Here is a 12,836-nt window from a genome sequence, read left to right as displayed (position 1 = left end):
GCCTCCCTCCGAGCCGGAGGACCCCAGCAAGCCGCGCGTGCCGGTGGTGCTCTTCGGCGGCGCCGCGCAGGGCGTGAAGCCGTCCATGGCGCTCACGCCCAAGCCGGACTTCTCCGAGGAGGACCTGGCGGTGCTGGACGACATCGACCGCATCTCGCGCGGCGAGGAGGCCAGCCTGGACACGGAGAAGGTGAAGCCCGCGCGCATGGTCGCGAGCCTCATCCGCCTGCTCATCCGCAAGGGGCTCATCCAGGAGGCGGAGTTCCTGGAGGAGCTGGCCCAGAAGTGACCGGCGTCGCGCCGTCCCCCGGGGCCCTGGCCGGCGCCCCGGCCCCGCTCCTGGACGTGCGGGGGCTCGTCACCCAGCTGTCGCTCCCGCGCGGCACGGTGCGCGCGGTGGACGGCGTGTCCTTCTCCGTCCCTCCTGGCGGCACGCTGGGCGTGGTGGGGGAGAGCGGCTGCGGCAAGAGCCTCACGGCCCTGTCGGTGATGCGGCTGGTCCCCCAGCCTCCTGGCCGCGTCGTGGGCGGCGAGGTGCGCTTCCGGGGCGAGGACCTGCTGGCCCTGCCGGAGAAGGAGATGCGGCGCGTGCGCGGCCGGCACGTGGCCATGGTCTTCCAGGAGCCCATGACGTCGCTCAACCCGGTGTTCACCGTGGGCGACCAGATTGGCGAAGGCGTCCGGCTGCACCTGGGCGCCACGCGGGCGCAGGCGCGTGAGCGCGCGGTGGAGATGCTCCGGCAGGTGGGCATCCCCGCTCCCGGCGAGCGCGTGGACGCGTACCCGCACCAGCTCTCCGGTGGCATGCGCCAGCGCGTGATGATCGCCATGGCGCTCGCGTGCGACCCGGCGCTGCTCATCGCGGATGAGCCCACCACGGCGCTGGACGTCACCATCCAGGCGCAGATCCTGGAGCTGCTCAAGCGCCTCCAGGCCGAGCGGCACATGGCGGTGATGCTGATCACCCACGACCTGGGCGTGGTGGCAGGGAGCTGTGACGCGGTGGTGGTGATGTACGCGGGGCGCATCGTGGAGCAGGCCCCCGTGCGCGAGCTGTTCGCGCGGCCCGCGCACCCGTACACGGCGGGCCTGTTGCGCTCCATCCCGTCGCTGCACGACGCGGGCGCCGCGGCGGAGGGTGGGCGCCAGCGCTTGAGGGCCATTCCCGGCATGGTGCCGTCGCTGGGGGCGCTGCCGTCCGGGTGCGCGTTCCGCGACCGCTGTGACCGCGCCACCGAACTGTGTGCCCGCGTCACGCCCGTGCTGGAGCCCAAACGCGGAGGCCAGTCCGCCGCCTGCCATCATCCGGTGCCCGCGCCATGAGCGAACCGCTGGTCCAGGTGCGCGACCTCAAGGTGCACTTCCCGGTGAAGGGCGGCCTGCTGGGGCGTACGCGCGGCACGGTGCGCGCGGTGGATGGCGTGTCCTTCGACGTCGCCCGCGGTGAGACGCTGGGCCTGGTGGGGGAGAGCGGCTGCGGCAAGAGCACGCTGGGCCGCGCGGTGCTGCGCCTCATCGACCCCACCTCCGGCTCCATCCGCGTGGCCGGGCGCGAGCTGACCGGCCTGTCGCAGCGCGAGCTGCGCCCGCTGCGCCGGCAGATGCAGCTCGTGTTCCAGGACCCGTACGCGTCGCTCAACCCTCGCATGACGGTGGGGGACATCCTCGCGGAGCCCTTCGCCATCCATGGCCTCGCGAAGGGCAAGGCGCGCGAGGACGAGGTGCTGGCGCTGCTCGATGCCATGGGGCTGCCCCGCGAGGCGCGGCACCGCTACCCGCACGAGTTCTCCGGCGGCCAGCGTCAGCGCATCGGCATTGCACGTGCCATCGCGTTGCGTCCGGACCTGGTGGTGGCGGACGAGCCCATCAGCGCGCTGGACGTCTCCATCCAGGCGCAGATCGTCAACCTGCTGGTGGACCTGCAGCGCGAGCGCGGGCTCACGTACGTCTTCATCGCGCACGACCTGAAGATTGTTGAGTACGTGTCCACTCGCGTGGCGGTGATGTACCTGGGCCGCATCGTGGAGGTGGCACCGTCGCGAGCGCTCTACGCCGGGCCGCGCCATCCGTACACGCAGGCCCTGCTGTCCGCGGTGCCGGTGCCGGATCCAGAGCATCCCCGCGCCCGCCTGCTGCTGCCGGGAGAGCCGCCTTCGCCCCTGTCACCGCCGGCCGGCTGCGCGTTCCACCCTCGCTGCCCGCATGCGATGGAGCGCTGCCGCCGCGAGTCGCCGCCGCTGTATCCGCTGGGCGGAGGCCACGCCGCGGCGTGCTTCCTGGCCGAGGGGGATTCGCGGAACGTGCAGGAAGGGCCCGCTGTTTCCGCGTCCGGAGGAGGTGCCGGTGTTCTGGCTCAGCCATCATCACCCGGATGAGTACAACCGCACCTGCGTGCTCGCGGGCGTGCGCGTGTGCGCGCGATGCCTGGGCACCTACCCGGTGCTCGCCGCCGTGTTCCTGGGCTTGTTCGCGCTGAAGGCGCCGCTCCAGTGGGAGTGGGACGTGCCCATCGTGCTGGGGCTCACGCTGCCGGCGCTGGTGGACTGGGCGGTGGGACGCTTCCGGCCCGCGTCGGGTTCCAACGCGCTGCGCACGCTGACGGGTGTCCTGCTGGGAGCAGGGCTTGGCCGCTCGCTGTACGTGCACGTGCAGCGCCCGCTGCCGGCGGTATTGCTGGCGCAGGCACTTCTGGTGACAGGGGTGGCGGTCCCTGTCATTCTCGCCACTTACCGGCGGCCACGGCCGGAATAGACCTTTCGCGCAGGGCTGTCCGTTACAGGCCTTGGGCGGTGAAGGGGATGGCACCCGTGGCTTCATGGGCACTGGGGGAAGTTTGGCACCCGAAACCTCAGACGAGCAGCTGATGCTCGCCTTCCAGGCGGGAGATGCGCGCGCGTTCGAAGCGTTGGTGCGCAAGCACCGCGCGCCGGTGTTCAACTTCATCCTGCGCTTCGTGGGGCAGCGGGCGCGGGCGGAGGACGTGCTGCAGGAGACGTGGCTCAAGGTGGTCCGCAGCGCCCGGGAATACGCGCCGAAGGCCCGGTTCACGACCTGGCTGTACACCATCGCGAGGAACCTCTGCGTGGACAGCACGCGCAAAGAGAGCTACCGCCAGGCCACGTCCCTGGAAGCCCCCGCGGCGGGTACCGACGGGGACGAGGGACGTCCGCTGGGCGAGGGGCTGCCGGATTCCGGCGCCAGTCCGGAGCGCGGGGCGCACAACGCCCGCCTGCGGCCCCTGTTGGAGCGGGCCCTGGCGGGCCTGCCGGAGGAGCAGCGCGAGGTGTTCGTGCTGCGTGAGTACAGCGGCATCCCGTTCAAGGAGATCGCCGAGGTGACGGGCGTGTCCGAGAACACGGTGAAGAGCCGGATGCGCTACGCGCTGGAGGGCCTGCGCCGCCGCCTGGGTGAGCTGGGCGTGGATGGCGACCTGTCGGAGGATGGAAGGACGGTGGCGGGATGAGTGCCCAGAATGCCCACGCGCACGAGGACCGGCTCCTCGACTTCGCCTATGGCGAACTGCCCGCGTCGGAGGCCCAGGCGCTGGAGCAGCACGTCCAGGGCTGCGTGCGCTGCACGAAGGCGCTGGCGGACATCCGCGGCGTGCGCACCACCATGGCGCAGCTGTCGTCGGAACCCGCGCCGGACGCGGGCCTGGAGTCGCTGCTCGCGTACGCGCAGCAGTCCGCGCGCCGCGCCGCCGCCGGGCCCGAACCGAAGCCCTCGCGTTGGCGCCGCTGGCTGTTGCCCGCGGTGGGCCTGGCCACGGTGAGCACCTTCGGCCTCCTGACGTTGACGGTCAGCGAGAACCTCCACCTGGAGCCGAACCTGTCGCAGAAGGCCGCCGCCCCCAGTCTGGCGATGGAGGCGAAGAAGGAATCGGACCCCCCCAGGGGCATGCCCGCTCCGAGCGCCGCCGCGCCCGCGCCTTCGAGCGCGCCCATGGAGGCGGACGCGCTGGAAGCGCCTCGGGACGAGGCTGAACGCAAGCAGGCCCATGCGAAGGCGGAGCTCAAGGGCGGGGGCGGGGCCCGGCCGTCGGACTGGATGAACGCGGGCAGCGGAGGCGCGCTGCTGGAGCGGCGCCGCGCGAACGAGTACGCCCCGAAGAAGAAGCTGTCCAAGGCGGTCCAGGACGCGGACGACGGGTTCGTGACGCCCGAGCCGGCCGCGGACAGGGCGGTCGCGCAGGCGCTGCCTCCGAAGGAAGAAGAGGTCAACGCCGCGTTCGGCGCGAAGGACGCTCCCGCGCCCCGGCGCGCACCCGGCGAAAGCAGCGACAAGGCCAAGGTCGCGAAGAGTGACTCCCTGCGGATGGGCGGTGCGGCCTATGGCCGTGGGCTCGCCTCGGACGACGCGGAGCAAGCGGAGGGCGTGTCCGTAGGAGGGCTGATGCCGCCGCCTCCTCCTCCCGCGGCCTCCGCGCCCCTGGCGCAGGCCATGCCCACGACCCCAGCCGCCACGGGCAGCATCGGGGGGCCGCCTTCGTCCGCGTCCGCGGAGATCTCGTCCGCCGAACCGAAGCGGGAGTCCGCCCGCGCGGAGGCCGCGAAGCCCATGCCCGTGGAGAAGTCCGCCTCCGGGAAGGCGATGACGGCGCGGGACCTGTCCGCCCAGGCCCAGGCCGCCGCGAATGAGGGAGACCGCGCCCGGGAGGCCCAGCTGCTGCGCGCCGCGCTCGCGGCCGGAGCCAGCGGCGGCGAGCGGCTGGCCCTGCTCTCACGGCTCTGCGAATCGGAGTCCGCCCAGGGCCGCAACGCGGAAGCCGCCGCCGTGTGCGGGCAGATCATCACCGAGGCCCCCGGCTCCAGCGCGGCGCAGCTGGCCCAGCGCCGCCTGCGTCAGGCCACGCCCGCCCAGGCTCCGGCGGCTCCCGCCAAGGCCGCCCCCTCCAAGCCCGCGCAGTAGGGGAGGGCGGCAGTCCACATGACCGATGCGTCCGGGGCCCGCGTCCTGGATAATGGGGCCATGAGGTCGGACGTGCACGCTCCCCCCGTGAACAGCCCCCGGAAGTCGTCGCCGCGCTCCCCGCGCCGGGCCCGCCGTGGCCAGGCCATGGTGGAGTACTCGGTGATCAACTGGGTGTTGATCGTCGGGCTCGTCATCGGCGCCACGGTGAAGATCCGCTGGGACGAGGACAAGCAGGCCAACGTCATCGACCTGTTCCTCGAGGCGTACCAGATCTATTACGACTCGTTCTACTTCGTGCTGAACCTGCCGTTCCCCTGAAGAGACGCGAAGGACGCGGATCCAGGCCGTGTGTCGCGCCGTCTTCCCCGCCGGGCGGGCAGGCGCCACGAGCCCCGGGTGTCCCGGGATTCCGCTTTGTCGCGAGAGGTGGTTTTGACACCTGCCATGGGGCATGGATAACATTCCGCCCCGTTCGCGCCCTGGCATCGCCCCCTCGTCCAAAGCTGTCCTGCCGCCACGACGGCGCCCCACCGTTCTGGAGGACCTTGAACCATGTTGAAGGGTAAGACCCCGCTCATCGTCGCGCTGGTGCTCGGTTTGCTCGCCGGCATCGTGGCCTACTCGGCCATCAAGAAGAAGGAATCGGATGTGCGTCGTGGGTGGAACCTGGTGCCCGTGGTGGTTGCGGGACAGGACATGCCCGAGGGTTCGGTCATCACGTACGAGATGATCTCCCAGCGCTCCGTGCCGGAGCAGTTCGTCACCTCGTCGGTGGTGAAGCCGGACTCCGCCAACTACATCGTGAACCAGAAGGTGCTGGTGGCGCTGCAGGCCGGCGACCCCATCCTCTGGAGCCAGTTCGAGACGACGAAGGCCGCCGAGCGCCTGTCCACCAAGGTGCAGAAGAAGGCGCGCGCCATCACCATCGAAGCGAAGCAGACCACGTCCGTGGGCGGGTGGATCCGCCCCAACGATCACGTGGACATCATCGGCACGTTCCGCGATCCGCAGACCGACGAGAGCGTCGCCGTGACGCTGCTGCAGAACATCATCGTGGTCGCCACCGGCAAGATCACCGGCACGACGAACATCAACCTCATCCCGGAGAACCAGCGCGAGTACAGCAACGTGTCGCTGATGGTGCTGCCGGAAGAGGCGGAGATCCTGGTGCTGGCGGCGGAGCTGGGGCAGCTGACCCTGTCCCTGCGCAACGAGGACGACGTGGACCTCATCGAGGAGCGAGGCCGCGCGACCATCAGCACGCTGCTGTCCGGCGAGCGCACCCGTGTGCTGGAGCAGAAGCGCCGGGAGATCATCCAGATCATCAAGGGCAGTGGCGGCGGCGAGAAGGCCTCGGCCGGCTCTCCGTAGTCGTCGCGCGCGGGGCCGCTTCCTTCAGGTTGAAGCGGCCCTGCCCACCCCTCCCTCATCCCCCGGGGATTCGCGCCCATGCTCGCAGGTATCGTCCTCCTCCTCGTCACCGGCTCGGTGTTCTTCTTCAGCCTGGTGATCTTCAGCGTCCTGTCCAAGGCGTATGAGCAGTACCAGGAGCGGTACGTCGCCAAGTCGATGAACGACTTGAGCGACATGTTCCTCTTCATCGACGCGCGGCAGATGTTGGTCCTCAACATCGCCTGCATGTGCCTCCTGGGCATCCTCAGCTACATCATCTTCAACCCCATCCTGGCGGTGCTGGCGACCATCTTCGGCTTCTTCCTGCCGATGCTGCTCGTGAAGCACTACCGCAAGCGCCGCATCAAGAAGTTCAACGTGCAGCTGGTGGACGCGCTGCAGGCCATGGCCAACGCGTTCAAGGCGGGCCTCACCTTCCCCCAGGCCATCGAGCACGTGGCGCGCGAGGCGATGCCGCCCCTGTCCCAGGAGTTCGGCCTCTTCGTGAAGGAAGTGAAGCTGGGCGTGCCGCTGGAGGAGGCCCTCGTCAACATGGGCCGCCGCGTGGGCAGCGACGACCTGGAGCTGGTGGTGGTGTCCACCAACATCGCGCGCCAGCTGGGCGGCAACATGGCGGAGATGTTCGAGACCATCTCCACGGTGATCCGCGAGCGCTTCCGCCTGGAAGGCAAGATCGACGCGCTGACCTCCCAGGGCAAGCTTCAAGGGTGGATCGTCGCGGCCATGCCGGCGGTGCTGGGCATGGTGCTCAACTACATGCGTCCGGACCTGATGGAGCCGATGATGAATCACTTCTTCGGCTACATCCTGGTGACCCTGATCGCCATCATGGAGATCATGGGCATCCTCATCATCCGGCGCATCGTCAACATCGACATCTGAAACGAGGCGCACCGTGCAGGAAGTCCTGACATTTCTGCTGATGGGCGGCTCGGCCCTGCTGACCGCGGGCGCGGTGGCGTTCCTGGGCATCGGCCTGTACTCCAACGTCCTGGAGCGCTTCCTCACGGAGGTCCGGGACGAGTCCGCGGGCGGCATGAAGGGCGCGGGTTCCGTCGCCGTCCGCAAGCTGGGCGCGATGAACCGGCGCTTCATGTGGCCGGGCTACGAGTCCAAGACGCGCCGCAAGCTCATCAAGGCGGGCGAGCCGTCCCAGTACAAGCCCGAGGACATCATGGCGCTGCAGGAGATCAGCGCCTTCTTCGCCCTCTTCGCCGGCCTGTTCGTCGTCAACGGCATTGGGATGAACCTGGCCTGGTCGCTGCTGGTGATGCTGCTGGGCCTGTTCTATCCGCTCATCTGGTTGAACGACCAGGTGAAGCGCCGTCACCTGGCCATCAGCCGCGCGCTTCCCTACAACCTGGACCTGCTGACCCTGTCGGTGGAAGCGGGCATGGACTTCACGGGCGCGCTGGCGAAGGTGGTGGAGAAGGGCCGCCAGGGGCCGCTGCGCGAGGAGCTGCAGCTGGTGCTCAAGCAGCTCAAGATGGGCAAGACGCGTGAAGAGGGACTCAAGAGCATGATCGTGCGCGTGGACCTGCCGTCGCTGACGACGTTCGTCACGGCGCTGATCCAGGCGGACAAGATGGGCACGAGCCTGGGCAAGGTGCTGCGCATCCAGTCCACGCAGATGCGCATCGACCGCACGCAGCGCGCGGAGAAGCTGGCCGGCGAGGCCCCGGTGAAGATGTTGTTCCCGCTCATCGCCTGCATCTTCCCGACGGTGTTCATGGTGCTCTTCGGGCCCATCGTGTTCCAGTTCATGTTCGGCAACGTCGGGGGCTAGTCCTCTGCCCATCCTGCTCACCATCACCCAGGGGCTCCAGGTCGGACGGGAGCTCGCCTTCGAGCAGGCCGAGGTGAAGATCGGCCGGACCTCGGAGAACGACCTGGTGCTGCATGACCACGGTGTCTCCCGGCGTCATGCCCGCATCACGGCGAGGGATGGGCGCTACTTCGCCGAGGACGTGGGCAGCGCGAACGGCACGCAGCTGAACGGGCAGCCCCTGGGCTCCGAGAAGCAGCTGCGTGACGGGGACCGGATCACCGTCGGTCCGGTGGAGCTCATGTTCGTCTGGGTGGCTCCGGAGGATGACGACGACGTCACCCGGCCCATCCGGCGGGTGCTCGCGCCGCCGCACGCGAAGGTGTCGCCGCAGGGCTTGGAGCAGGCCTCGCTCGCGGAGATTGAAGCCGCGCCCACGAGCTACCAGCAGTCGATGCCCGCCATGGCGCGGCCGGCGTCCACGCCGCGCCCCGGAATGGCCGTGCCCGCAGCGAAGGGTGGGGCGGCCCCCGCGGTGCCGGTGGCGAGCCCCGCGCCGCAGCGGACCTCCGCTCCTGACCTCCCATCCGTCGGTGCTGCCTCGCCGGCAGCAGCCGCGCCGGCCAGGGCTCCGGTGGCGCCCCCCGTGTCGAGGGCTCCCGCGCCGGTCGCGAGTGCTCCGGTCAAGGCGCCCGCTGGCCCTCCCGTGCTGGCGGCGGCATCCCCGGGACGGTCCTCGGCGTCCGGGCTGCCCGCGGTGGCGGCGGCTCCGGCGAACAAGGTGTCCGCGCCTGTCAGGTCCTCCGGGCCGGGGCTTCCGGCGGTCGGTGCCTCGGGCCGCGCGTCCGGACCGTCCACGCCCGCCCCGCAGCCATCCCATCCCACGGCGCTCGAGCTTCCCCTGGTGGGAGCTCCCGCTTCGGTGGCGCCTGCCCCCGCGGTGGCTTCCACGCCGCCCCAGGCTCCTCCGCTCCCAGGTCCGCTGGATCCGGCGGCTTCCGCGAAGCCCAGGGCCGCCGCGAACCTGCCCGGTGTCGGCGCGCCCGCGCTGAACCGTCCCGAGCTGGGGCGCGGCGCCGCGCGTGCGTCCGCGGCCTCCGCGTCCCGGAGCTCGCCGGCTTCGGTGTCCGGCCTGCCGGTGATGACGCCGCCGGGGCTCATGGCTCCGCCTCCGCCGCCACGGGCTCCCGCCGCGCTGCCTCCCGTGGACCTGGCCCCGGTGGTGCCGGACGAACCCGAGGAGCGCACGCTGATGGCGATTCCCACCATGGAATCGCCCGGGCCCGTCCCGATGCTGGCTCCCGTGCTTCCCGTCCCGGACCTGGACGAGCCCGAGGAGCGCACGCTGATGGCGATTCCGGCGACCCCGGAAGCGCCCTTCCTGGACGCGCCGCCCCTGGTGGGAGCGGCGCCGCCTCAGGCCGCCGTGTCCGTGCTGCCCCTGCCGACGATGGAGGAGCCCGAGGAGCGGACCGTCCTCGACCTCCGGCCCATCACCCCGGTCCGTCCGCTCGTGGCCCCTCCGGTGCGCGTCGGAAGCGTGGCTCCTCCCGCTCCCGGCTCCCCTGAACCGGCGACGTTCGTCGGCCAGGATGACGCCATCCCCGCGGACCCCCCGGAGGAGACCCGGGCCTCGGGCACCTTCGCGGGGCAGGACGCGCCTGTTCCCGCGCCGGCCCTGGCGCCCCCGCCGGTCCCGTCCCCGGAGCCGGCGACGTTCGTCGGGCGCAAGCGGTCCGAGGAGTCTCCGGCGCTGGACGCTGGCCCGCTCCTGCGGGAAGCCAGTCTGCTCGCGCCCTCGCCCGACGTGGAGCGGGAGACGACCCAGCCGCTGCCGCCCGACCTGGAGGCCTCGTTCACCCAGCCCGTGCCCAACGGCCCGGTGACGGTCGTCGCGAAGGTCGAGCCCTCGTCCGCCGCCGACAAGGCCCGCCAGCGGCGCCAGCTGGGCAAGACGCTCCAGGGCCGGTTCCTCCTCTTCTGGAAGCGCCAGTCGCTGCCCCGGCGCATCGGCTTCGCGTCGCTGGCGGGGTTGGGCGCGCTGGTGGTGCTGACGCTGCTCGTGGCGCTCGCGGCGCCCTCCGCGATCCGCCTCCCCGGCCGCGAGCCCTCCAAGCTGGGCCTGGATCCGGTGACGGACTCCTTCGGCCTGGGCGAGGGTGTGCGCTGGGTGCACGCCGACGACAAGCTCTTCGACTTCCGCTTCGTGTCCCCCACGCGCGCGGTGGCGGTGCTGCACTACCAGGCGAGCAGCATCGCCCGGGACGAGGTCAACCTGTCCCTCAACGGCGTGTCCCTGGGGTGGGTGCCCCCGGACACGGCGCAGACGGCCGAGCGCGAGCTGGAGCAGGTGCTGCCCCCCAGCCTGCTGCGCCGCAACGCCAACAACCAGCTGCTCTTCGACAACGCCCTCAACCCGCCCGGCCGCGACCCCTGGCGCATCTGGAACCTGCGCCTGGAGATCATCCCGGTGCCCGAGCTGCCGCCGGAGCAGCTGGTCACTTCCGCCCGGGAGTCCGCGAAGACAGGGGCCCGCTTCTACGAGCTGAAGGACGTGGGGGCGGAGAACCTCTTCAAGGCGTGGCGGGAGTACCGCGCCGCGTGGATCACCCTGGAAGCGCTCGACGACAAGCCGGAGCTGTACGACGACGTGCGGGAGCGGATCGCCCAGATTTCAACGGAGCTGGACCACCGCTGCGGACAGTTGATGATGCAATTCCAGCGGGCGGTTCAGTTCCGCAGCCGACGGGATGCGGTCGCGACCCTGGAAGACGTACGGAGACGCTTCCCTACGACCGAGCATCGCTGCCACAATCTCGCGCTGGAAAAAGCCTATGAGCACGAGCTTTAGGGCCCGTGCCCCCCTCAGCAGGACGCGGTGACCTCCATGTCGAACGCACCTCCCCCCGCCCGCCGACGGCCTGCATCCGGTACGCCCTCGTCCGGGACCGGACAGCGCGCGCCGGTGCGCCGCTCGACCGCCGGTGCCGCCGCGGCCCGCCCCGCGAAGCTCGTCGTCATCGCCGGCCCCATGGAGGGCGAGGAGTTCGCGCTCTCCGACCTCGAGTACACGGTCGGCCGCTCCACGGACAACCCCATCTGCATCCAGGACACGTCCGTCTCCCGCAAGCACGTGACGCTGCGCAAGGAGTCCGCCGGCTGGATGGTCAGTGACATGGGCTCCGGCAACGGCACCATCGTCAACGGCGAGCCCATCTCCGAGGAGACGCTCCTCGCCAACGGCGACGTCATCACGCTGGGCGACTCGGAGCTGCGCTACGAGGACGTCGCCAACAGCACCGCCAAGGTGCAGGCCCCCACCGGCCCCCGTCCCCGTCCGTCCTCGTCCGCGGGCAGGGGGCCCACGGCCGTGCCCTCGCGTCCCGCCCGGGAGGGCCGCGCCCGCCCCCAGACGTCGCGCGCAGCGGCCGCCGCGGAGCTCACGCCGGAGATGCAGCGCAAGCGCATGCGCCTGAAGCTCGCGGGCGTCGCCGTGCTGGTGCTGCTCTTCGCGGGCCTGGGCGTCGCGCGCTCGCGCATGCGGCAGCAGCAGGAGGTGAAGGACCGCATCGAGTCGGAGCAGAGTGAGTACCGCGCGCGGCTGGGCGCCATGTTCCAGGAGGCCAAGAACCTGGTGCGCGAGGGCCAGTGGCAGCAGGCCAAGGCGAAGCTGGAGGCGCTCAACACGCAGGCGCCGGGCTACCCGGGTGTGGAGGACTACCTCAAGGCCGCGGAGCGGGAGATCCCCAACCAGAACCACCTGAGCACGGCCCAGGCGGCGCTGGACAAGGGGGAGCTCGCCAGCGCGAAGGCGTCCATCGAGAAGGTGACCAGCGACACCCAGCTCTACGAGCAGCTGAAGACGGCGCGCCGGAACCTGACGGACGCCGCCGACAAGCGCACGAAGGAGGCCAAGGGGCTGCTGGACACCCGCCAGCTGGAGAACGTGCAGAAGGCCAAGGCCATCACCGACGACGTGCTGGCGACCTTCCCGGACCACCGCGACGGCAAGCTCGTCAACGACGAGGCCGCGCGCGTCATCGCGGACCTGACGCGGGTGGCGCCCGACCGTCCGGTCGCGACGCCCAAGCCGTGGGAGCCCGCCGTGGACCGCTTCCGCGACGGTGACATCACCGGCGCGGTGGCCATCCTCAACGCGTGCTCGGCCAAGACGCCCCAGTGCAAGCAGCTGATGTCGCAGGTGACGGAGTTCGGCAACCTCTACAAGAAGCTGGAGGACCTGGACGGCAAGGGGCTCACGCGGCTGCTCGCGTTGGACAAGGACATCACCGACGGGCGCATCAGCAAGATGGCGCGCAACGCGGGCACCCGCGCGGCGACCATCTATTACAAGCAGGCCGCGGCCGCGAAGGCCGCCGGTCAGTGGTCGCGCGCCATGGAGGCCGCCCGCAACGCGCTCCGCGCGGATCCCAACAACACGGGCGCCGCCAACATCGTCAACGACCTCAAGGGCAAGGCGAAGGACCTGTACATGCAGGCCTACTCCATCAAGGACTCCAGCCCCGAGGACGCACTGCCCAAGTTCCGCGACGTCGTCTCGATGACGCCCACCGACGACGAGCTGCACGGCAAGGCCCAGGGCTGGGTCGAGAAGCTGTCGCGATGAAGAAGCGCAAGGGGTTGGAGCCGCCCCCGGCAGACGAGCCGGGGCAGGGCGACCTGTTCGGCACGTCGCTCCTGCCGCCCCTGCGCCCCGCTCCGGCGAAGGCCTCCAGCCCAGGCAAGC

11 protein-coding genes and 1 pseudogene are annotated in these 12,836 nt (G+C 70.9%); all 12 read left to right on the top strand.

What is annotated here, in order from left to right:
• A pseudogene (locus D7W81_RS33650) lies at positions 1 to 289 on the top strand (GspE/PulE/PilB domain-containing protein); the annotation flags it as partial.
• A complete protein-coding gene (locus tag D7W81_RS33645; RefSeq protein ID WP_244227594.1) occupies positions 286 to 1,323 on the top strand; it encodes an ABC transporter ATP-binding protein in 1,038 nt (345 codons plus the stop codon). The pseudogene D7W81_RS33650 and the gene D7W81_RS33645, both read left to right, overlap by 4 nt.
• Entirely contained in the window at positions 1,320 to 2,375 is a 1,056-nt protein-coding gene (locus D7W81_RS33640) for an ABC transporter ATP-binding protein (protein WP_120559498.1), read from the top strand. The genes D7W81_RS33645 and D7W81_RS33640 overlap by 4 nt, the downstream gene beginning before the upstream one ends.
• The gene (locus D7W81_RS33635) at positions 2,344 to 2,751 is read left to right on the top strand and encodes a DUF2085 domain-containing protein (RefSeq protein WP_120559501.1); all 408 of its coding nucleotides are present in this window, start codon (positions 2,344 to 2,346) and stop codon (positions 2,749 to 2,751) included. Before D7W81_RS33640 ends, D7W81_RS33635 begins: the two co-directional genes overlap by 32 nt.
• 64 nt (positions 2,752 to 2,815) lie before the next feature.
• Positions 2,816 to 3,463, top strand: a complete 648-nt coding sequence (locus D7W81_RS33630; RefSeq protein WP_120559500.1) for an RNA polymerase sigma factor — start codon at positions 2,816 to 2,818, stop codon at positions 3,461 to 3,463.
• Positions 3,460 to 4,908 carry an anti-sigma factor family protein gene (locus tag D7W81_RS33625; protein ID WP_120559497.1) on the top strand — a complete coding sequence of 483 codons (1,449 nt, stop codon included), beginning with the start codon at positions 3,460 to 3,462 and terminating at the stop codon, positions 4,906 to 4,908. Before D7W81_RS33630 ends, D7W81_RS33625 begins: the two co-directional genes overlap by 4 nt.
• 72 nt (positions 4,909 to 4,980) lie before the next feature.
• Positions 4,981 to 5,229, top strand: coding sequence for a hypothetical protein (locus D7W81_RS33620; RefSeq protein ID WP_244227590.1), 249 nt, complete (start codon positions 4,981 to 4,983; stop codon positions 5,227 to 5,229).
• 234 nt (positions 5,230 to 5,463) lie between these two features.
• Positions 5,464 to 6,282, top strand: a complete 819-nt coding sequence (gene cpaB / locus D7W81_RS33615) for a Flp pilus assembly protein CpaB (RefSeq protein WP_120559496.1) — start codon at positions 5,464 to 5,466, stop codon at positions 6,280 to 6,282.
• A gap of 78 nt (positions 6,283 to 6,360) precedes the next feature.
• On the top strand, positions 6,361 to 7,206 hold the full coding sequence (locus D7W81_RS33610) for a type II secretion system F family protein (protein ID WP_120559495.1): 846 nt from the start codon (positions 6,361 to 6,363) through the stop codon (positions 7,204 to 7,206).
• 13 nt (positions 7,207 to 7,219) lie between these two features.
• Entirely contained in the window at positions 7,220 to 8,110 is an 891-nt protein-coding gene (locus D7W81_RS33605; protein WP_120559494.1) for a type II secretion system F family protein, read from the top strand.
• A gap of 73 nt (positions 8,111 to 8,183) precedes the next feature.
• Complete coding sequence (locus tag D7W81_RS43795) at positions 8,184 to 10,940, top strand: FHA domain-containing protein (RefSeq protein ID WP_244227589.1); 2,757 nt, start codon at positions 8,184 to 8,186, stop codon at positions 10,938 to 10,940.
• A gap of 114 nt (positions 10,941 to 11,054) precedes the next feature.
• The gene (locus tag D7W81_RS33595; RefSeq protein ID WP_306440928.1) at positions 11,055 to 12,716 is read left to right on the top strand and encodes an FHA domain-containing protein; all 1,662 of its coding nucleotides are present in this window, start codon (positions 11,055 to 11,057) and stop codon (positions 12,714 to 12,716) included.
• The last annotated feature ends 120 nt before the right edge of the window (positions 12,717 to 12,836 follow it).

The sequence above is a fragment of the Corallococcus aberystwythensis genome (assembly GCF_003612165.1).
Lineage (GTDB): Bacteria > Myxococcota > Myxococcia > Myxococcales > Myxococcaceae > Corallococcus > Corallococcus aberystwythensis.
Note: the sequence above shows the minus strand (reverse complement) of the source record. Positions and strands in the feature narration are given on the sequence as shown.